The sequence below is a fragment of the Alteromonas macleodii ATCC 27126 genome (assembly GCF_000172635.2).
Taxonomy (GTDB): Bacteria; Pseudomonadota; Gammaproteobacteria; order Enterobacterales; family Alteromonadaceae; genus Alteromonas; species Alteromonas macleodii.
This window is the reverse complement of the sequence record NC_018632.1, coordinates 1,778,570-1,800,223: the sequence shown is the minus strand read 5'-3', so window position 1 is coordinate 1,800,223 and position 21,654 is coordinate 1,778,570. Positions and strand designations below refer to the sequence as shown.

Sequence of the window (21,654 nt, the reverse complement as noted above, 5' to 3'; positions counted from 1 at the left end):
GGATTCTTAGGGTACCCATTCACTTACTTAGCACTTATTCAAAACGCCTTTTTACTGCTTAATTAATTGGAAAATAAATGAAAATTAAAACCGCGTACTCTTCTCTAACACTTGCCTGCATAGCGGCAATGGGCCTTAGCGTCGCTACACCTGCTTCAGCTGCTGATGGCGTAATTATCGGTTCAGTAAAAGATGCCGCACAGACGCGCAGCTATACCGGTGCTCAAATTAAGCTTAAAGAATTAGGACTAGTTACTGAAGCAGGCACAGACGGTACATTTCGGTTTCCCTCTATTCCAGAGGGTACTTACACGCTAGAAATTTCTTATCTTGGTGAGGAAACGGTTACGCAAGCGATAAAAGTGACAGACAACGGCATTGCGCGCGCAGCCGTGGAGTTTGGCAGCGGCGATACTATCGATGAGATCTTGGTGCGTGGTCAACGAAGCGGTCAGGCAAGTGCCATAAACCAGCAGCGAACGTCAGATCGTATTTCGTCTATTGTATCCGCAGATGCCATTGGACAATTTCCAGACCAAAATGCTGCTGAGTCGTTACAGCGTTTACCTGGCTTGTCGATTGAGCGAGATCAGGGTGAAGGTCGTTTCGTCGGCATACGCGGTATCGACCCCAACTTGAATAACGTAACCATTAACGGCTTGAATATTCCCTCGCCTGAATCAGGCGTACGTTCAGTAGCCCTTGACGTTATTCCCTCTGAACTCATCCAAACGTTAGAGGTGTCTAAATCGGTAACTCCCGACATGGACGGAGACGCCATTGGTGGTTCAGTCGCGGTGAAAAGCGTGAGTGCGTTTGATAAGGCTCGTGATACCGCGAGCATTACCGTGCAAGCCAGTCAAAATGATTTACGCGATGAAACCAGTCCAAAGCTTTCTGGTACGTTTACCAAGAAGCTTTCCCCTGAATGGGGGGTGGCTGGCGCCATTTCCTACTTTGACCGAGATTTTGGTTCAGACAATGTTGAAAGTAACGGTGACGATGAGCTTGAGCAACGTCACTACACGATCACTCGCGAACGTTTGGGGAGTGCGTTAAATATCGATTTTCGTCCTGACTTCAACAACCAATACTTTCTTCGCACACTTTACAGTGAGTTTTCTGACGACGAATACCGTCAAGGTAATATATTCACGTTCGATGGCGAAGACTCAGAAATAGAAAGAGAAAGTAAAGACCGCTTTGAAAGCCAGAGTATTTTTACTGTGGCGCTTGGTGGTGAACACCAATTGGATACCTGGAAAGCAAACTGGCAGCTCGGTTATGCAAAGTCTGATGAAGACGAGCCAGATGCACTGTATTACGTATTCAAAACCGAAAATGACAGTATCGACGCAGACTTAAATACTATGCGTCCAACCGTGTCACAAAACGCTGATGCCATGGACTTATCAACCTATGAAGTCGATGAGATCAGCTTTGAAGATAACTACACGAAAGATACCGAAACCAGTATTAAATTCGACGCCGCCCGCCCCATCAACCTTGGTGGCTATATCGGTGAGTTAAAAATTGGCTCGAAATATCGAAGCCGAGAAAAAGACCGCAACAGCAGCATCGCTATTTTTGATGGAGAATTCGACGACCTAGACGCTTCGCAATTCGGAGCTGCCAGTCCAGACTACTCTCTTGATAACTTTGGGCCTGGGCTTAATCGAAGTGAAATGCGCAACTACTTTAACGAAAACCGCGAGAGCTTGGAATTAGACAGCCTAAATTCTGAAGTAGAATCTCGTGGCGCGACCTATGTGAATGAAGAGGATATTTTTGCCGCTTATATCATGGGCAGCGTAGATATAAATAAACTTCATTTGGTAGCAGGGGTTCGCTATGAGCGTACTGACTTTTCTACATCGGGTATGCGAGTAGAGCTTGTAGAAAACGAAGAAACCGACGTGGAAGAAGTGCTAAATACGCCGTGGGAAGTGGAGCGCGACTACGATCATTGGTTACCCAGTGTAAATGCCAGATACACCGTTTCAGATAAACTTCAGCTTCGCGCTGCCTACACCCAAACTATTTCAAGACCAAAATTTGAAGATGTAGCGGCATTTCAAATCATCGAGAGTAAAACGGAAGAAGATGATGGCGTATTTGTGACCGAACGAGAGGCGGAAGTTGGCAACCCTGACCTTCAGCCATACGAAGCACAAAACGTTGATTTGTCGATTGAATACTATCCAGGTGACATTGGTGTAGTTTCAGCAGGGCTGTTCTACAAGAATATCGATAACTTCGTTGTGTACGCTGATGTTGCAGGTACAACCGGTTGGGAAGGTTTTGAAGAGGTCATACAGCCAATTAACGGCGACTCTGCCGATTTAACCGGCTTAGAACTTTCTTGGGTGAAAGCTTTCAATAACGGTTTTATTGTTTCCGCCAATGCTACTTTTACTGATTCTGAAGCGACTACCTTCTTAGATGGCGAAAAATTTGAAACCCAGTTACCAAATCAATCAGACAGTATTGGCAACATCACCATTGGGTACGAAGCGAATGACTTCAGTGTACGTCTAGCCACCACCTATAAAAGCGACAATTTCGAAGAGATTGATGGTGACATGCTCAGATTTGAAGACGACCACGTACAGGTTGATTTCATGGCGCGCTACTACATCAACGACAGCATGCAGGTGTATTTCAACGGCATCAACTTAGGTGACGAACCTTTCTACAACTATTTCGATACGCGCAACCAAAACGCGCAGTATGAAGAATACGGCCGCACGTTCGAACTTGGCTTTACTTGGCAGCTTAACTAGGCAGGTATATCGAAAGTTAATTATCGGGTTTGAAGGCCGTAGGTAATTTGGCCTTCAAACCTGCTCTTAATAATCTGTAAGCCATGTTTTAGTCGATGCGCCATGCATGGTTTGATCTCAGTAAGTTTCAGGACAATAACAACAATGACCAATCAGCGTCACACCAAAACAGTTTTTAAAACCAAATTTACCACAGCGGCACTTTCAAGCACACTTTTGACTTTGTTCGGTTGCGCAGCCTCTCACGATACTAATACCAGCGCAGATACCAGTGCAAATATCAAGTTAGCGCACAGCGAAAGCCAGCTAGTAAAAGCAGAAAGCCAAGACATCGCATTACCGCTAACAAAGCTAAAAAAGGGTTTAGGCCTGACTCTGCATTACCAAACGCACGCCAACCATTCCAACACCAAAAGCGCTTACAAAGACGCTTACAAAGACACCCATGCTAACAACACTAGCAAGGACGCCCGCGCCAACAACAAACATAAAGTTTACGATGACACCCACGCTATCAACATTAATGTTAACGAACATAAAGGTATTTCACTAAGTAACTCTGAAGGAAAAAAACACTTCATTGCGGGACATTACACCTTAGCACGTGCCGAAGTTGTGGAATCTAATTCAAGACAATGGGTGTCTTTAGTAGTGTTCAATAACAACACCCAGTACATAGAGGTGTATCGCATTAACGCCGCGTCTCTTGGGGTTTACCAACCGCAAACCCAGTTGACCAAAGGTTCTGAAGCCATTTGTGCTACAACATCAAGCGCTGGCGAACTGCAAATTGTTAATATCGATGCGACAGGCACATTGAATCAGTATGAATTTTACAACGGGCGCTTTTTATCGCTTAGAGACTTTGCGATAGGTCCAGGCATTAAAAGTTGCGCGATAAATGCCAACACCGAAACGCTATACCTTGCTGACGAATTTGCCGGTGTGTGGCAATTAGATACCGATATTGAAAGTGAGCTAGCAAAAACCCTTATTTTTCACGATCAAGATGTTGCCATTGAAGGTGTAGCCACCCTATCTTCAACGACGGTAGATGGCGTGGATATCGCTGCCTGGGCGAGTCCGGATGCCAGCGGGATATGGCTCAAAGCACCATGTCTTACGCAATTTGTCTCGCTAATAAATACGGCGAACGAAAGTAACTCAGCAGATCGCCAATTAAAAGCAACCGACAAGTCTACTTTTATTCAGCCTGAATTCATTCATCTGTCGTTAAGTGAAGAAGGCACGCATATTTCTCTTGTTGTTGACGATGATGATTCAGGCGACGTGTTTTCTGCCGAGCTTCCCTCAAAACTAAGCGCAGCTTTACTTCATCGACAATGCGGCACCGATTTTAAAGCTGCCTCGCCAAAAGAAAATTACATGGAGAAGGCGTATACAAATAACAGCGCTTCCCAACATGCAAACCTAACTATCAAGGTTAAACCCGATGTTGAAACTGACCCAGTGGAAAATCATGGCGACGCCGCTGACGACCCTGCCATTTGGGTCAACTCGCACAGCGCTTCACAAAGCCGCATAATCGGCACCGACAAAAAAGGCGCATTAAATAGCTATGACTTAGCCGGCAAGCTAGTGCAAAGCCTTCTTGTTGGCAGAGTGAATAACGTTGATGTGGGATACAAGGTATCTGTGACACAAACCAAAGCTCAGCAAAGCGATACGCCACTTATCGATATCGCAGTGGCATCAAACCGGTCGAATAACAGTTTGTCTGTATTTGAAATAGATAAACGCGGTCATATGACTCAACTTGGCCACATAAGCACTACACTCAATGATATATACGGCATGTGCCTGTTTGTGTCAGGCGGAATAGCTCATGTATTTGCTAACGACACCAGTGGCCGCTTCGAACGATATAGCGTGTCTATCGCTCCAGACAAAGCTGTTGATGGACATTTAACACAGTCCTTTTCACTGCCCTCACAGCCAGAAGGATGTGTTGTGGATACTAAAACGAGCACGGCATACTTAGGTGAGGAAGGTGCTGGTATCTGGGCCCTGGATATAACAACAAACAGCAATCAGCCTCAGTTCATCGCAGAGATAGAAGCCCCGGTAGAAGCTGATGTAGAAGGTTTGGCACTGTTTAATGTAGATGCACAAACTTACCTAATCGCATCGAGTCAGGGTAATAACAGCTATGCTATCTATCACGTACACAATGAGAACCCTGAAGTCTTGAAACTTATGGGTCTTGTTCAAATTACGGCAGATAAAGCCACGCAAATTGACGGCGTGTCGGAAACAGATGGGCTTGATGTAACCAACGCTAACTTGGGAGGAAGGTTCACCGAAGGGCTTTGGGTAGTACAAGATGGAAGAAACGTTATGCCTAGTGAAACCCAAAACTTTAAGCTAGTTGCTGGTGCTTCACTTAAAGATGCGATCAGAAAATTAGCGAGCGCCAAGCGTGAACACCACTCACACATGTAACAAATAATACGAAAAGTAAATAAGAAGGAGGCGTTAAGCAAGTTAACGCCTCCTTTCTGGTATATGATAAATGCATGGTGCCGCACCAGCTTCTGGCCTTTCTAACCCAGCGCCGCACCTTCATTCATTACGCTACCTGCAGCGCTAGATCCTACCAAGCTAAATTAAAGTGCGTTAGTCTAGCCCGCGCGCTGGTATCCATCATTTAATTGAACATCAATAGCCCGTAGCACTGCCGTTCGATTAATTGAGCCTAACAGTACCCCGTCATCATCAACAATGGGGTAAACTCTCGGCTTTTCCTTTAACAGCAACTGCGCTAACTCTATTACCGACATATAAGGTTTGATAGAAATCACAGGGGTTTTCATGATTTCCCCTACTCTACAAATTTGTTCGCGATAGTAGCTTGACGCAATCATTTGAGCGATACAGTCTTGCTCAGACAAAAAGCCCACCACTCTGCCTTTGCTATCGAGTACCGGACCACCACTCTGCCCACTGGCTAATAACACTTCGACAGCCTGCGCAACGGGCATATCGACATTAAGCTTCACTGGGTGAGTATTCATATAATCACTGACTTGCAACGATTCCATTTTCAATTCTCCAGCCGTGGCGCCTAATGTGACCGATACTGCGACTTAATTGGCGTTACGGCACTTCAATTATTTTTAACCACATGTGAAAGCAATTTTCCCCCACACTTTAAGATTAGACGTTTCGTTGCATACAAGCCAGCACATTTAACATTAAAATAACAAATAGTTTTTCAGTGATCAGTCCTTGTAAATTGCCACTTTAACTTTACCATTTATGTCAACACTAGCGCGGTACATCCCCGCAGAATTGAAAGGCATAGCGACGTTACCTTTAGCGTCAATAGCAATCACACCGCCATCGCCACCGGCTTTTACAAGTACGTCGTTAACTACAGTGTTCGCAGCGTCGTTTAACGTTAAACCCTGGTACTTCATTCGCGCACAAATATCTGCTGCCACGTTGTATCGAATAAAATATTCACCATGTCCTGTGGCCGATACCGCGCAGCTTTCATTGTCGGCATAGGTCCCCGCTCCAATAACAGGCGAGTCTCCAATACGTCCATACCGTTTAGCCGTCATTCCGCCAGTGGATGTTCCCGCGACAATGTTGCCTCCTTGATCCAATACTACGGCTCCAACTGTGCCAAAGCGCTCATTGCCTTGCTGCGAACCGTAACCACTCGAGACCTGCTGCATACGTGCTTTCGCTTTATCTAAAGCTTGCTTGCGAAACTCGGTATCAAAAACGGTGTTGTCTACCTGTTCAAGGCCGTTTTCTTTTGCGTAATCTTCAGCGCCTCTCCCTGAAAGCATAACGTGTGGAGACTCATTCATTACCAATAACGCAGCCTCTATTGGGCTTCTTATTGTTTTCACCCCCGCAACAGCACCTGCATTTTTACTGCCGCCGTGCATTATCGACGCATCAAGCTCGTGCTCACCGTCGAAGGTATATACCGCACCGATGCCAGCATTAAACAACGGCGAGCTTTCAAGAATTTTGATGGTTTCTACTACCGCCACTTCACCTTTTTCGCCTTTCTGCAACAAGGCGTAGCCATGCTGCACCGCTTGGGTTAATACGCTTTTATAGTCCGCTTCTTTTTCTGGCGTCATCGATGATTTTAAAATGGTTCCTGCTCCGCCATGAATAGCGATAGCTACGGGTGTTTTTCCTAATTGTTTGGAATCACCCGCTAATGCGGGAACACTCGTAATGGCAAACGTTGCAGCAAGCGCGCCTATTGCATACAGTGCATGTCGAACTTTATTCGGCTGGCGAAAAATACGAGATGGGTTCAAAAGCTTTACTCCTAATAGCTACGTTTTACGTGCGCGCATAATCTGGGAGATGGTTTGAGTACAGATTTCTAGAATCAATTCAACGCGCTCTGTTGATGCGATTTTTACGCGACCTTAGACGTAAGATGACACAATTAGCTTAGGTAGGCTAGGCTACCTCGAGGATCTCTAAGAAAGTATTAAGATCATCGGTGATGGAAGGGAGTAGCGCTTCAGCGTCTTCCCACTTTTTCGCCTTTGACAATTCCCATAAGCTCTCAAAGTCTCGTTGTAACTGTACGGCACCAATATCTGCAGACATACCTTTGAGCTTCAATGAAAGCACCTGAACCTTTTCGAAGTCTCGACTATCAATAGCCTGCTGCAGTAATTTAAGCTTGTCAGGCGCGCTTCTGGAATACAGGTCGCAGACACGGGAAAATAGCGCTTTATCGCCCATTATCCGAGCAATGGCATCGTCTTTTTCCCAACATCCATCAAGCCCCTCTGAATTGTTTTCATCAGCTTGAGTTTGATTGACGTTATCAATTTCAGCCTCCTTCTCCGAGCCCTCGCGAGCGGCGATATCATTAGCTATTTTCGCGTTTTTTAACGTGGGGGCTATTTCTACTTCAGACTCTTTACTTGACTGAGCCTCTGTTCTTGAATGCGATAGCGTGTCGCAGTCCATTTCTTTTGAGATGGCACTCAACAAACTGTAAACCAGTGGAGGTTCGCTGGCAGTAATTCCGGTACCTGACCTCGTATCAGTATCGTTAAGCTCTGCACTTGCTAATGCCGTTATTTGATGCACTATCCATTGTTTCACTTTAGGAATAAGTACATCGGCCATGACAGGCTTTGTCGCAAAGTCGTCCATACCTGCCTCCAAACATTTCTCTTTTTCGCCGAGCATGGCATTGGCTGTCATGGCAATTATAGGTACATCTTTGTGCATCGCTCCTGCCTTACCTTCTCGTATGGCTCGGGTAGCGTCATAACCATTCATATTAGGCATCTGGCAATCCATCAATATGCTGTGAATTCTGCGGCCTTTGCTTTCACATTTCGTCAAGAACGCCACGACTTCCTCACCATCGCTGCAGGTAAACAATTTAACAGGTAAACTTTCCAGCACTCCCTTCGCCACCTCGCGATTGATCATATTGTCATCAACTATCAATAAGTTGGCATTCTCAATAGACAATTGCTGCTCAGTATCGTCTGCTGCCCCTTCATCGTCTGAGATGTCCTCAGCTTTCCCTTTACCTGATGAGATATCTGACTGGCTTAATGTATATCCCGACAGCGCAGCGTCTAACCCTTGTTGGACAATTGCAAAACTCGACCTGAATAATGGCTTTGGCAAGTAAAGCGGCACAAGGTGATTGAAGTGGAAAGGTGTCCCTTCTAGTTTTTGAAGAATATAAACCACAGGTAACGAACCCGCGTCTTTAGTGGCAGCTTGTGCCTGCCATATATCATCTAGCTCACGAATGAGTGAGCTGGCCTCGTCCACAATAATGGCATTAAATTGCGTCCAAGGTACTGTTCCTAATTCAGAATGCTTACCTAATACTTGCGGCTCTGCACCGACGTGTAAGGCTAAACAACAGATGTTTTCTTCTAAAGGTGGATAACTTGCAGAAACACCAATTGTGATCCCGTTAAGCAGCATACTTTCGTTTTCCACCGCCATTTTATGCTCGAACGCGCTGTCGTACGTTGTTTCAGGAAGAGTAACGAAAAATGAGAAGGTGCTGCCTATGTCCACTTCAGAATTGAACGTAATGTCTCCTCCCATAAGCTGGCTCAATTGCTTGCAGATAGACAAGCCAAGTCCGGTACCTCCGTATTGGGTAGCAACAGATGCATCAGCCTGCGTAAACGCGGTAAACAATTTGGGCTGATTTTCTTGTGCTATCCCTACGCCCGTGTCACATACGCTGAAATGAAGCTGTTGTGTCCCAGCATCTACATCACTTAACGATGCTTGTAGCTTTATATGCCCTTCTTCAGTGAATTTAATAGCATTGTTCAATAAATTACTAAGAATTTGGTTGATTCTGTGTGGATCTGAGTTTATTTCCACCGGGGGAAGACCTGTTGTGTCAACAAGAAGCTGTAACCCTTTAGAAGCTGCCTTAACGGCAAAGACCTTGGCGATAGACTCGATAAGTGCAAGCGGATCAAAATATTGATTATTAATATCAAGCTTGCCCGCTTCAATTTTAGACAAGTCGAGAACGTCGTTAATCAGCACACTGAGATTGTTGCAGCTAATTTCCATCATGGAAACAAGCTGTTCAGCTTTCTCATTAAGGGGCTGACACTTAAGTAGCGACAAGGAGCCAACTACCCCGTTTAACGGTGTTCTCATTTCATGGCTGATATTGGAAATAAAAGAGCTTTTAACACTGCTCGCTTTTCGCGCCTCTTGCGTAGCTTCAACAAGTTCTTTCGTTCTGCTTACCACTTTTTCTTCAAGCTTCAGGTTTACCCTTTCTATCGCGTCTTTTGCCTTTCGTTCGTCGGTCACATCTCGAATTACAACAGCAACACCTGAAAACTGTGATTGTTCACCCCAAATGGTAGATGCGGTTATGAGTAGCGTGTGCTCTTCTTTTTCGTCATCGATGTAGGGGGTTGTAAAGGTACTTTGCTTTCCGCCTTTGGTGAGAACCGATTCAAGCCCTAATAGAGAAAGCTGCTCAAATGACGAATAGTGATGATTTAAAATAAGCTGGCTTGGGATCCCAAAAAGTGACTCCGCTGCCATATTCCAACTTTTCACCACGCCAGCAGAATCTACGCTAAAAATCGCATCTTTAGATATAGCGATAATAGCAACGGACTCACCGCGCACCTTAGCCAGCTCAATGTTTTTACTGTTACTACGGTGCACGAAGAGTAAAACGCTTACAAAAATTAGCGTAACTACCCCAATTACACTGTAAACGCTAATCCTCTTCTCATTGATAAGGGCTAGCACTTCTGACTGAGACAATGCCGTATGAAGAAAAAACGGGGCGGTTTGCTGATTTCCATTTATCGTAAAAGCACGAGTGACCGTATACAAAGGTGAGTTTGTCTGTGCGGCCTGTTTAATTTTAGCCCTACCTATTTTCGAAGGGCTTTCGAATTCGCTCGCCCAATTCACCATAGGATTTAAATCTCTGGAGAAGGACTTATCACTGTCTGGATGACTGACAAAAAAGCCTTCACTGTCGGTAACAAATAACAATTGATTGCCGACAAGCGTTTGTTCCATTTGCGACAGTAGAAACTGGGCGTTTACATTCATGATTATAAAACCATAACGCTCACCAGAGCTGCTGAAGATTGGAAGAGAGAGGCGAATGACGCTTTTATAAGGAAACTCGAGCTTCCCATATTCACGATTCAAATTGATATCTGAAATATAAAACTCGCCCTTATTACGCTTAACACTCTCTGTGAAGTAACTTCTCGCTGCTTTAGGTTGTAAATCGTTGTCCTTAATTACTAAAACACTTCCTCCGTTTCTTTCCACTCGAATAAACTCACTTCCATCCTCATTGGCTCGAATGATCCTTAATTGATCCACTTCTTCGTTATTTTCTATAAAAGCAACGAAAATCGTTTCTAGTCGCTGCTTCCACTGTTCCAACGTCGTACCGTCTTTGGGGTCTAGGTTTTCATTTTCAGTCGCGCGGACGATGCCGCTTATGGGTGGTGTCTGATGTAGAAAGTTAAGCGCATTGATATACTTTCTCACCTGAGAGTTTGCAGCATTTTCAGCACTGGCGGCACTCTCTTCTAATGCCGTGAAAGTTTGAGATTCAGCCGTCGCTTTGATATTACTTTCGAACAAACCAACAACAAGTACAACAAGCACTGTTGCAAGTACTAACGCTAAGCCTAAAGTACTCTTAGCTTCACTGATGGATGAACTGGATTTAAGGAACGACAAACAGGCAATATCCGTATAAATTTTGATAACTTAAAGCTAGTCATCATTTTGTTAATGCGCAAGTTTCGCGCGATACATCAAAACGCAAAATACTCAAAAAAAGACAATGATTAACGCGTTTTTTTTAAGTCTTGCCGATGGCTAACAAATAAATCACTGTTCATATTAACGCCAGCATTTGGTATTCAATTTCTCGCGGTGTACACTGCCATCAATATTTCTCTAACATCGCAATAGTGGTTATGCACGCACCTACATTTTTGTGGCACGATTTTGAAACCTTTGGCACCAGCCCACAAAAAGATCTCCCCTGCCAATTCGCTGCAGTAAGAACTGATATGGATTTAAATGTGATTGGTAAACCCATAAATATCATGAGCGCCATTGCGAATGATTATTTACCACATCCAGAAGCGTGTTTGGTGACCGGCATAACACCGCAGCAAACCATTCGCGACGGTTCTAACGAAGCTGACTTCGCCGCGCGAATTTATCAGGAAATGTCGACGCCAAATACCTGTAGTGTGGGCTTTAATAGTATCCGATTCGACGATGAAGTTTCCCGCTACCTGTTTTATAGAAACTTTTACGACCCATATTCACGTGAATGGCGAAATGGCAATAGCCGTTGGGATATAATCGATTTAGCGCGAGCGTGCTATGCGCTGAGACCCGATGGTATTAATTGGCCACGCCGAGAAGATGGTGCACCAAGCTTTAAACTTGAGGCGTTAACTGCAGCTAATAATATTGGCCACGAAAACGCTCACGATGCTTTGAGTGACGTCTACGCCACAATAGCCCTTGCTAAACTGATAAAAGAAAAGCAGCCTCGCCTTTTCGATTATGCGCTGTCGTTACGCAGTAAACAAACAGTTATGCAGCAAATTGATCTCACTAAACCATCGGTATTACTTCATATCTCGTCTAAACTCCCTGCCTCTCAAGGCTGTTGCACTTGGGTTATGCCTGTGGCTAAGCACCCAACCAACAACAATGCATTTATCGCTATTGATTTATCGCATGACATTGACAGTTTAGTGAATGACACACCAGAAGAGATTAGACAGGCGCTTTATGCCCCGTCAGATACATTTGACGATGCGTTAGAAAGACCAGGGCTTAAGCTCATTCACGTCAACCGCTCGCCATTTATTACCACAGCTAAAGCAATGACAGAAGACAATGCCGCACGACTAGGACTGGATCGCGAGCGCTGCTTAGACAATTACAAAGTACTTGCCAGTATGCCCGAACTGGCCACTAAAATCGTAGATGTCTATGATGACGACATTCAAAGTGGTGAACTGGATATAGATCACGCGCTATATAGTGGTGGGTTTCTTAATGACGAAGACAGAAGGTGGTGTGAGCGTGTAATTGAAGCACAGCCCGATGATTTAGCCACTCTGAGTGAAAAAACACAGCACGAAGGGCTCAGAAAGCAGCTATTTCGATACCGCGCTAGAAATTATCCTAATACACTGACTGCAGATGAAATGACCAGGTGGCAGCATCATCGCCAAGCTCGCTTGACTGATTCAGCTTTTCACGGCTCAATCACATTAGAAAACTATATGATGCGGTTGGAATCACTGGCGCATGAACACAGCGACAATCCTGAGAAGCAGGCCATTTTACGCGCACTTTACCAATATGCCGAAAACCTTTGACGGGCGTTTTAGAACGCCTTAAATTAGTAGATGAAAAAAATAGACAGGCCGAGAACAAGTCAACGTCAAGTAATCGATAGATGCCGCCGATAAAAAGAATACACGTGCGCAAGGGAATAAAGAAGTTATGAATGGCGTAACAATAAGCTTCGACAAATCAAGAACCTACATTAACTTACAGTTAAATCCTTCTGATTTCACGTCAGAAGTTGATAGTAGGGAAATAAGAAAGCAACTAGAGAGCGGTGAAACTAAGCGGCTGTATGTTTCTGAAAAAGCGTTAAAGTCGGCCTGTGATACAGCTAATCATTATTTTAAGACGGGTGATAGCACTGTCGTTCAGGAACGCATTGGCGAACGCAAAAATGCTGAAATTGAATTTCGCATTCCCGAGGATGGGATGCAGGCGAACCTTGTGCTGACCACACCCTATGGCGGTAAACTTCCCTCATTAAGTACCGTTAAATCTCTAGCAGTAAAAAACAGAATCATTCGTGGCTTAAGCACCAAAACCATTGAATCTATGCTTACCCAAGCAAGGCAGTCTCCTCCAGGCATAGTGCTAGAACAAATTGTCGCGAAAGGCCTACCAGCTAGAAATGGCAAAAACTCAAAGTTTATTCCTCTAGTGCCAAACGCACTTGAAAGGGTGTTAAAACCCCAGACGGGTGATGGCGAGCGCGTGGACATGCGTAATTTAGGCGAAGTTATTTGCGTTAAAGTGAACACGCCTGTTCTGAGAAGAACCGAGCCAACTCAGGGCCGTTCTGGCTTCGATATCAAAGGAAATAAAATTCCAGCCGTTGCGGGCGAATGGGTCAACTTTAAAATGGGCAGCGGCACCGTGGTGTCCGACAACGACGCCAATTTATTAATGTCTGCAATTTCTGGTATGCCGAAATACCGAGACCAGATAATGAACATCGACGACACCTTCATTTGTAGCGGCGTGAACGTTGGCTCTGGGCACGTGAATTACGAAGGTGCAGTATTGGTAAACGGCGATGTTACAGAGAAAATGCAAATCAAGGCCGCTGGTGATGTAACCATTAACGGCTTTGTGGAGTCGGCGTATATCGAGTCTGGCGGCGACATCATCATTACCGAAGGCGCGATGGGTAAAGTTAACGATACCCAAGGTGAATTCCAATGCCAACTAGTCGCAGCCGGCAGTATCCACGTTCAACACGGTCAAGGCATTGATATTCAATGTAGCGGTAATATTACCGTTGGTCGTCAGTTGGCGTATAGCCGCCTGCGTTGCGGCGGCGCAGTCATAGTTGGACAAATTGATAAGCCCATGGGAAACCTATTTGCTTGTGACATTATCAGCCAAGATCGCGTTGAAGCTGGCACCTTAGGCGCTGTATCTGGCAGTACATTGAAAGTTGATTTTAGCCCGGGCTTTAACCAACTGTTAGAGCGCAAAGACTCTTTAGATGAATTGTTGAAGCAAATTCGCGAAAACAATCTTAAACACAAAGAAAAGATTAACCTTATTCAAGGTAAGAAAGTGCCTAAAGAGCTTCAACGTAAAGTAGCTGAAGCGTTAGAGCTTTTTAACAATGAGAGCGCATTGCTGGAGTGGCTTGAAAACAAAGCCAACGACGTCAAAGCAGCAAAAGAAAACTACCAGTCAGATATAAAACTTATCGCAAACAAACGTCTTTATCCCGGAGTATCGGCGAAGCTTAATAACCGTAACTGGCGTTCTGAGCGAGAATACGACAGGGCGCAAATTCGTTACGATTCGCACCAATGGCACTACGACCCTTTAATTTGACCTAACTAGTTCACTGAAGTTACTGTGCCACAGTTACGTTGCCATACCCTTGGCGCTTTGACTGGTACAGTGCCTTCATGGTGCGTTCAAACCACTCTGTGAATTCCTCAGACTCCCTGAGCTCAGATAAACCCATGGCCGTTTTAAAGCTCTCGACAAGCGAGTGATGTGTAGAAATGCAGTCTAACAATCTGTCTGCAAGGTTTTTAGCTGCGTTTAACTCGGTTTGAGGGCACAAGATAATGAACTGTTCACCGCTAAAACGCGAAACAACATCGACTTCTCGAACGGTATTTAGACAATTCGTTGCCACGGCTTTTAGCGCCTCTTCTTTAGCCGAGGGCTCAATTGAATCTCTGTCATCGCTTACAGGGGTTAGTTCGATAACAATTAACGAAGCCGTAGTGTGAAATCGATGGAAACGTGAGATTTCTTCTTCCGCACGCTGGATCATATGATTGCGGTTATATAGCCCCGTTACCGTGTCGTGAGCAGACAAGAAAGCAAGGGTCTTGTTCTTTTCTAACAAGGTTGCTTGTAACGCACCTATTTCCTCGTTTTTCTGGTTAATAATACGCTTGTAGCCGCTAACGTTTCTATTTCTAAAAGTAAAAAGCAAGAAAACTAAAATGACAATTGCGGTGCTCAAAACCATAACGACATAGTTACGACTATAGCGAACTTGGACATTATTCCACTGCTTATAAATTTCTACCTTTCGCGTTTCTGGAATACGCTCAATGGCAAAGTTAAGCTTGTCCACCAGGTGGCCATAGGTTTTGTTCACACCAAAAGCTAATGAGTCGAAGGGCTCGGCGTAACCAACAATATTGAGGTCTTTAAGCTTCAAATTATTAATGTGCATATTTACGCTCATTAATGAGCCCACCATTACATCAAACTCATCATTCGCCAGCTGCTTTAGCCCTTCTTCTTCAGACGGAATAAGCTTTAAACGTAACCCCGGATAGTGACGTGAAATATATTCAACTTGGCGATAACCCTGAACAATCCCTACTACTCGATTTCCCACTCCAGCATAGCCTTGTATCATTGGCATTCCAGACTTAGCCACCAGCACATTGGGCGCTTCAAAATACGGCACGCTAAAGTCGAGGAACTGCTTTCGATAGTCGGAAGTATTTAGCATGGGGATAACTTGGCACTTCCCCTGCTGAACGTACTCTAGGCTCTGTTGCCAGCTCTCAGTGGGCACTAGGGTAAACGTTAACTCAGATATTTCAGCAATAAGCTGCATATATTGGGCAGAAATCCCCACATGGATGCCGTTTCTGATTGCTTCGTAAGGCGCCCAGTTAGGATCTATACAGTACGTTACATTATTAGATTGTTCAGATGCCGCCTTTTGACCAGCTTCTGCTTGTAGGAACGCGCTAGAACAACTCGCTCCTACAAACAACATGGTACAAAGCAGATATTTTCTTATTTTTTTCAACTGCACACCCAAAACATGTGAAGATATCGATGACAACCGCGAAGTATTAAGCGTAAATTCAAAAATTGCAATTATTTAGCTGATAATCTCGCTTTTCAGCTAGGTAACGCTCTGTCTTTGCTGAAACTCATCGTTTTCATAGCGCTTTTCATTCATAATTTTGGTCAGGCTTGCCACCGCTTTTTCAATATCGACGAAACTTAAATACAATGGCGCAAAACCTATTCGCAGAATATTTGGTGCACGGAAATCTGCAATCACCCCCTCAGCGATCCAAGCTTGGCAAATGGCGTAAGCGTGGTCGTGAGCGAAAGCTAGCTGACTACCTCGATTATCAATATTGGGGCTTACAATGGAAAACTTTTCCAGAAGGCCTGCGCGCTTGGCTTCAGCGATGAAAAATGCCTGTAGCTTTTTGGATTTTTCATCAATAGCTTTAAGTGATACATCTTCAAATACGTCTAATGCCGCATCTAAAATGCTCATTCCAATAATTCCTGGCGTACCGCACAAGTTTTGCTTCACGGAATTGTCGCCAGCGTAATCAGGAGAAAATGAGAAAGGCGAGCTGTGCCCCATCCAACCAGACAAAGGTTGTTGATACTGTGCTTGATGTCGTTTAGCGACATAGATAAACGCTGGCGCGCCAGGGCCGCCATTTAGATATTTGTAGGTACAGCCGACTGCAAAATCCACATTACATGCGTCTAGGCTGACAGGAAATGCTCCAGCACTGTGCGCTAAATCCCACAAAGTTAAAATGCCTTTTTGATGGGCTTGCTCGGTAATGCTTTGCATATCGAGTTTGTTGCCACTTCTGAAATTTACCTGTGTCAGCATCAGTACGGCAATATCATCAGTTAGCTGCGACCCAATGCATGCTTCGTCAACATAGCGAATACTGTAATCGCTGCCGAGTAAGTCAAGCAGGCCTTGCACCATGTATATGTCGGTAGGAAAATTATCGCGGGTAGTCGCTATTACCTTGCGACTTGGGTGCATTTTTAACGCCGCGCTTAATACTTTAAACAGATTGATAGAAATGGAGTCACAACAAATAACTTGGCCACTTTTAGCGCCAATCAGACCGCCTATCTTATCACCCACTATTTGAGGTAGATGGATCCACTGATGCTTGTTCCAGCTTGTAATGAGCCCCTTTCCCCACTGTTCATTGACAACGTCGTCAGCTTGCTGTTTCGCTGCCTTAGGCAGAGGCCCTAGCGAATTGCCGTCTAAATAGACCGTATTAGCGGGAAGCGAAAACGCCTGCGCCTTGTCACGGAGTGGATCTTTAATATCAAGTTGTTCAGCTGAAAAAACCTTATTCATCATGTTCACTAATAACCTCAAGTAAAGCATCAAAGGATGTTGATTCAGGGTGAAGCCAATCGAAATGGCCACCATTTTTAATTATTTTTTGGTTGGTTCCAGATAATACAGCGTGGCGCGCTGGCACAATACTATCAGCATCGCCTTGGAGTAGTGTAATTGGCAAACTGCCATGGGTTGGCCGTGGTGTAGCCCTTTGATATGCGGTTGGAACATCTTCAGGCGTACCGTTCATGAATTTCGCTGTAGCCAACTGGCAGCTATTATGGCCCATGGCATAGGACTGGATGTCCGTAATTGCTGCTAATCCGATAATCCGTTTTATGTTTGCGCGCGATAAGTTCAAGGATGACGAAGATAGGCGTTGCGCAGCAAGCAAAGCTAAGTGCCCACCAGCAGAATGCCCCGCAATGTAAATGTTGGTGTAGCGCCCTTCGTTCTCTATTCGTTTTAAGGCTGTACTTATTGCTTGTGTCACGTCGTCTAAACTACCGGGCCAGCCACCGCCTTCATCACCTACGCGCCGATACTCTGTTACGTAGACACCCATCCCAAGCTCTGCTAAAGCATGGTACATCCCTTTCGCGTGTTCGTAACCGTAGGCATTAAGCCAACACCCACCGTGAATAAATATTAACGCTTTATCAGCGTACATTTCGTTCGTAGACGAACGTCCATGCCAAGTATAAATAGTTTGTAGTAGGTCATCGCCGTAGCTGAATTGTTCATCAGCTTCGCTTGTTGGCAAGACACCCAACGCTGAATAAGGTACCTGGCTTATTTTCTTGGGGTAGATAGCTGACGATTCACTGTTGGCATGGGCACTGTTGGCATGGGTGTTATCCGAAGTCTTTTTTTCTTCGTTAGTGTGGGTGTCTTCCGAAACAGCGTCGTCAGAACCATCAACGGTTGATTGAGTTTCGTGAAGCGCAGACAGAGTTAAGTCATCGTGGGTGTCTTCATTACTCGATAAAGAACGTGATTCCTCGTAGTGAGTGCCATTGTTATCGTGGGTGTCTGCGTAAGTCGAGTTTACTGAAAACGATGAGCCAGCTTGGACTTTCGCAACAAGCGTTAAAGTGGATAGCGCAACCGCAAGGGTTATAGAGTTGATAACGTAAGTCACTGTCTTCATGCTTTTGTATTTTTCTTTATATTGAACCACAGAGCGAAATCAATGTGATTAGGCTCCGTGATTAAATATTTTACATATTTGCCATCTATAGCTATAGCGGCTTAGAGCATTTCAACGGCAAGCGCTACACCCTCACCACCACCAATACATAAAGATGCGATACCTTTGCGACCACCGCGTTGCTTAAGCGCGTGAAGTAGTGTTACCAAAATGCGTGCACCAGAGGCTCCGATTGGGTGACCCAATGCACAAGCGCCGCCTTTTACGTTTACTTTACTTTCATCTAGTCCAAGCTTCTTGACAGCCAACATGGTTACCATGGCGAAGGCTTCGTTAATTTCGAAAAGATCGACTTCTTCTTTCGTCCAACCTGCCTTATCCAGCACTTTTTCCATAGCGCCAACAGGCGCAACGGTGAAGTTTTCAGGTTCAATAGAATTTGTAGCGTGAGCAACCACGCGCGCAAGCGGTGCTAGACCAAGTTCATTTGCTTTGCTTTCGCTCATTACAACCAGTGCCGCTGCACCGTCAGAGATTGAGCTTGAGTTAGCAGCCGTGACCGTACCGTCTTTTTTGAAAGCCGGTCTTAGTGTTGGAATTTTTTCTGGGCGAGCGGAACCTGGGCCTTCATCGGTATCAACAACGGTATCGCCCTTACGAGAAGAAACTGTAACGGGTACTATTTCATCGACGAAAGTTCCGCTGTTTATTGCTTCATGTGCCTTGGAAAGCGAGCTTAGAGCAAACTCATCCATTTCACCGCGAGAAATATTTTCTTCATCAGCAGTATCCTGTGCGAAGCAGCCCATTGCTTTGCCGTCATAGGCATTTTCCAGACCGTCTAACATCATATGGTCAAGCACTTGACCATGACCCATACGATATCCAGTTCTAGCTTTAGGCAACATATATGGCGCATTACTCATGCTTTCCATTCCGCCTGCCACGACTGCTGTCGCACTGCCTGCTTTAATTAAGTCGTGGGCCATCATTACCGCTTTTAAGCCCGACCCGCATACTTTGTTGATAGTTGTCACACCTGCACTTAGCGGAAGCCCCGCACCCAGCGACGCCTGACGCGCTGGAGATTGACCAAGACCAGCAGGTAATACACACCCCATGATGACTTCATCAATTACAGAGACATCCATCTCTTCACAGGCTGCTTTAATCGCAACTTCTCCAAGTTTGGTCGCAGCAAGCGAAGACAAATTACCGTTGAAACCACCCATTGGTGTGCGCTTAGCTGCGACAATAACTACTGATTCGTTACTCATAACCGTGCCCTTAAAATTCATTAAAATTATAGAGTTAAGTGAAGAAAGCTACGTAGATGTATACAAAAGTAAACACCCCTAACAGCTACAACGTCTTGCCTTCACCATGAAAAATTGACGTTAGCAAAATGTTACTTTACCTTAACGTAAAATGTAATTAACGTTAACGTAAACCTGTACTAAGTATGTGTCAACCAAACACTACGTTTTAATATAGCGGTATATAAAACCATCTACCTTAAAACGATAGTGCTATTGCAATGACACCCAACCTACTACAGAGAATTTAATTACAATGACACCCACGTCAAAACAAGGGTGTTAATCAGCGCTGAAATACAAGGTACGTGTAATGAGCAAGTACGACGACGAAACAACATATGCAATAGGCGAACTCGCTCGAGAGTTTGACATTACTCCTCGTTCAATTCGTTTTTACGAAGAACAAGGCCTAATGTCACCGTCAAGAACGGGACAAAATCGCGTCTATCTGAACAAAGATAGAGTGCGCTTAAAGCTGATCTTGCGAGGAAAACGACTAGGATTTTCCCTTGCTGAAGTCAAAACACTGTTCGACATGTACGACACCAACCCCAATTCGGCTATTCAGTTAGAAGCCATGCTCGAAATGACTGAACAGAAAAGAGCGGTGCTTAAACAGCAGCTAGAAGACATCCAGATGTTAATGACTGAACTGGATGATGTTGAAGCACGTTGCCGTGAAGAACTCGCAGAACTCAAACGAGGAAATATCGCATGAACACCTCCTACCCTACTTTAAATTTTGGACTTGGCGAAGACATCGAGATGTTACGTGATCAGGTCTATCAATTTGCACAAAATGAGATTGCTCCTCTTGCTGAACAAGCAGACGCAGACAACCAATTCCCAAACCAATTGTGGACAAAACTTGGCGATATGGGCCTATTGGGCGTTACAGTTTCAGAGCAATATGGTGGCTCTGATATGGGCTACCTTGCGCATACTATCGCAATGGAAGAAGTTAGCCGCGCGTCAGGTGGTATCGGTTTGAGCTATGGCGCACATTCGAATCTTTGTGTTAATCAGATCTTCAAAAACGGTAACGATGCCCAGCGTGAAAAGTACCTGCCTAAGTTAGTAAGCGGTGAACACATTGGTGCACTGGCAATGAGCGAGCCCAATGCAGGTTCGGACGTTGTTAGTATGAAGTTGAAAGCTGAAAAACGCGGCGACAAATACATCCTAAACGGCAATAAGATGTGGATCACAAACGGTCCTGATGCACATACCTTTGTTATCTACGCGAAGACCGACCCTAACGCGGGTCCACGAGGGATCACAGCGTTTATCGTAGAACGTGACTTCCCCGGCTTTAGCCGCGCGCAGAAACTCGACAAACTTGGTATGCGCTCATCTAATACCTGTGAATTAGTATTCGAAGATTGCGAAGTACCAGCTGAGAACATTCTTGGCAAAGAAGGCGAAGGCGTTCGCGTACTTATGAGCGGCCTAGATTACGAGCGCCTTGTTTTATCAGGTGGCCCGCTAGGCATTATGCAATCGTGCATGGATATCGTAGTACCTTACATTCACGACCGTCAGCAGTTTGGCCAATCAATTGGTCAATTCCAGCTAGTACAAGGCAAAGTAGCTGACATGTACACGCAAATGAATGCCGCACGCGCGTATGTCTACACCGTTGCACAGTCATGCGATCGCGGTGAAACAACGCGAAAAGATGCTGCTGGCGCTATCCTTTATTCAGCGGAACTAGCAACCAAAATGGCATTAGATGCTATTCAACTACTTGGTGGTAATGGCTACATCAACGAATATCCGACAGGTCGCCTATTACGTGATGCCAAGCTTTATGAAATTGGCGCAGGAACGTCTGAAATTCGCCGAATGCTTATAGGCCGCGAGCTATTTAACGAATCGAAGTAATACGGAGTTCTGGGTGGAAACAAACTTCGTTTGAAACAGGGAAAACTC

At 44.9% G+C, this 21,654-nt stretch carries 13 protein-coding genes; 6 read left to right on the top strand and 7 right to left on the bottom strand.

Translation table 11 applies throughout. The annotated features are described in order from the left end of the window. Nucleotides 1-77 precede the first annotated feature (77 nt). Together MASE_RS07680 and MASE_RS07675 are read left to right on the top strand one after the other, a co-directional pair. Nucleotides 78-2,783 (top strand): TonB-dependent receptor, encoded by a 2,706-nt coding sequence (locus MASE_RS07680; protein WP_014949172.1) that lies wholly within the window; start codon nt 78-80, stop codon nt 2,781-2,783. A gap of 144 nt (nt 2,784-2,927) precedes the next feature. Beyond that, entirely contained in the window at nt 2,928-5,246 is a 2,319-nt protein-coding gene (locus MASE_RS07675) for a phytase (RefSeq protein WP_014949171.1), read from the top strand. 179 nt (nt 5,247-5,425) lie between these two features. Here the strand turns inward: MASE_RS07675 and MASE_RS07670 are convergent, their stop codons facing one another. From MASE_RS07670 to MASE_RS07660, 3 genes are all read right to left on the bottom strand, one after another. Beyond that, complete coding sequence (locus tag MASE_RS07670) at nt 5,426-5,845, bottom strand: CBS domain-containing protein (RefSeq protein WP_014949170.1); 420 nt, start codon at nt 5,843-5,845, stop codon at nt 5,426-5,428. 180 nt (nt 5,846-6,025) lie between these two features. Beyond that, the gene (locus tag MASE_RS07665; protein WP_014949169.1) at nt 6,026-7,093 is read right to left on the bottom strand and encodes an isoaspartyl peptidase/L-asparaginase family protein; all 1,068 of its coding nucleotides are present in this window, start codon (nt 7,091-7,093) and stop codon (nt 6,026-6,028) included. A 148-nt stretch (nt 7,094-7,241) separates the two neighbouring features. Next, nucleotides 7,242-11,024 carry an ATP-binding protein gene (locus MASE_RS07660; protein ID WP_014949168.1) on the bottom strand — a complete coding sequence of 1,261 codons (3,783 nt, stop codon included), beginning with the start codon at nt 11,022-11,024 and terminating at the stop codon, nt 7,242-7,244. Between the two features lie 242 nt (nt 11,025-11,266). Between MASE_RS07660 and sbcB the strand changes: the two genes are divergently transcribed. Next, nucleotides 11,267-12,697 (top strand): exodeoxyribonuclease I, encoded by a 1,431-nt coding sequence (sbcB, locus tag MASE_RS07655; RefSeq protein WP_014949167.1) that lies wholly within the window; start codon nt 11,267-11,269, stop codon nt 12,695-12,697. Between the two features lie 127 nt (nt 12,698-12,824). Beyond that, the gene (locus tag MASE_RS07650; RefSeq protein WP_014949166.1) at nt 12,825-14,480 is read left to right on the top strand and encodes a FapA family protein; all 1,656 of its coding nucleotides are present in this window, start codon (nt 12,825-12,827) and stop codon (nt 14,478-14,480) included. 19 nt (nt 14,481-14,499) lie between these two features. On the opposite strand, the gene MASE_RS07645 is transcribed toward MASE_RS07650, so the two are convergent. The 4 genes from MASE_RS07645 to MASE_RS07630 all read right to left on the bottom strand — a co-directional run bounded on the left by MASE_RS07645 (nt 14,500) and on the right by MASE_RS07630 (nt 19,680). Next, nucleotides 14,500-15,903, bottom strand: coding sequence for a diguanylate cyclase (locus MASE_RS07645; RefSeq protein WP_014949165.1), 1,404 nt, complete (start codon nt 15,901-15,903; stop codon nt 14,500-14,502). A gap of 132 nt (nt 15,904-16,035) precedes the next feature. Next, entirely contained in the window at nt 16,036-17,271 is a 1,236-nt protein-coding gene (gene kynU / locus MASE_RS07640) for a kynureninase (RefSeq protein ID WP_014949164.1), read from the bottom strand. Continuing rightward, nucleotides 17,261-18,403, bottom strand: coding sequence for an alpha/beta hydrolase family protein (locus tag MASE_RS07635; protein WP_014949163.1), 1,143 nt, complete (start codon nt 18,401-18,403; stop codon nt 17,261-17,263). Before MASE_RS07635 ends, kynU begins: the two co-directional genes overlap by 11 nt. Nucleotides 18,404-18,504: 101 nt before the next feature. Then, nucleotides 18,505-19,680 (bottom strand): thiolase family protein, encoded by a 1,176-nt coding sequence (locus tag MASE_RS07630; protein WP_014949162.1) that lies wholly within the window; start codon nt 19,678-19,680, stop codon nt 18,505-18,507. 352 nt (nt 19,681-20,032) lie between these two features. Between MASE_RS07630 and MASE_RS07625 the strand changes: the two genes are divergently transcribed. Beyond that, complete coding sequence (locus MASE_RS07625; RefSeq protein WP_014949161.1) at nt 20,033-20,440, top strand: MerR family transcriptional regulator; 408 nt, start codon at nt 20,033-20,035, stop codon at nt 20,438-20,440. Continuing rightward, a complete protein-coding gene (locus tag MASE_RS07620) occupies nt 20,437-21,606 on the top strand; it encodes an isovaleryl-CoA dehydrogenase (protein ID WP_014949160.1) in 1,170 nt (389 codons plus the stop codon). The genes MASE_RS07625 and MASE_RS07620 overlap by 4 nt, the downstream gene beginning before the upstream one ends. Nucleotides 21,607-21,654 lie beyond the last annotated feature (48 nt).

Bases quoted from the DNA above. Each gene is read 5' to 3' on its own strand.
- MASE_RS07680 (WP_014949172.1), top strand. From the start codon at position 78: ATGAAAATTAAAACCGCGTACTCTTCTCTAACACTTGCCTGCATAGCG.
- MASE_RS07675 (WP_014949171.1), top strand. From the start codon at position 2,928: ATGACCAATCAGCGTCACACCAAAACAGTTTTTAAAACCAAATTTACC.
- MASE_RS07670 (WP_014949170.1), bottom strand. From the start codon at position 5,845: ATGGAATCGTTGCAAGTCAGTGATTATATGAATACTCACCCAGTGAAG.
- sbcB (WP_014949167.1), top strand. From the start codon at position 11,267: ATGCACGCACCTACATTTTTGTGGCACGATTTTGAAACCTTTGGCACC.
- MASE_RS07650 (WP_014949166.1), top strand. From the start codon at position 12,825: ATGAATGGCGTAACAATAAGCTTCGACAAATCAAGAACCTACATTAAC.
- MASE_RS07645 (WP_014949165.1), bottom strand. From the start codon at position 15,903: ATGTTGTTTGTAGGAGCGAGTTGTTCTAGCGCGTTCCTACAAGCAGAA.
- kynU (WP_014949164.1), bottom strand. From the start codon at position 17,271: ATGATGAATAAGGTTTTTTCAGCTGAACAACTTGATATTAAAGATCCA.
- MASE_RS07635 (WP_014949163.1), bottom strand. From the start codon at position 18,403: ATGAAGACAGTGACTTACGTTATCAACTCTATAACCCTTGCGGTTGCG.
- MASE_RS07630 (WP_014949162.1), bottom strand. From the start codon at position 19,680: ATGAGTAACGAATCAGTAGTTATTGTCGCAGCTAAGCGCACACCAATG.
- MASE_RS07625 (WP_014949161.1), top strand. From the start codon at position 20,033: ATGAGCAAGTACGACGACGAAACAACATATGCAATAGGCGAACTCGCT.
- MASE_RS07620 (WP_014949160.1), top strand. From the start codon at position 20,437: ATGAACACCTCCTACCCTACTTTAAATTTTGGACTTGGCGAAGACATC.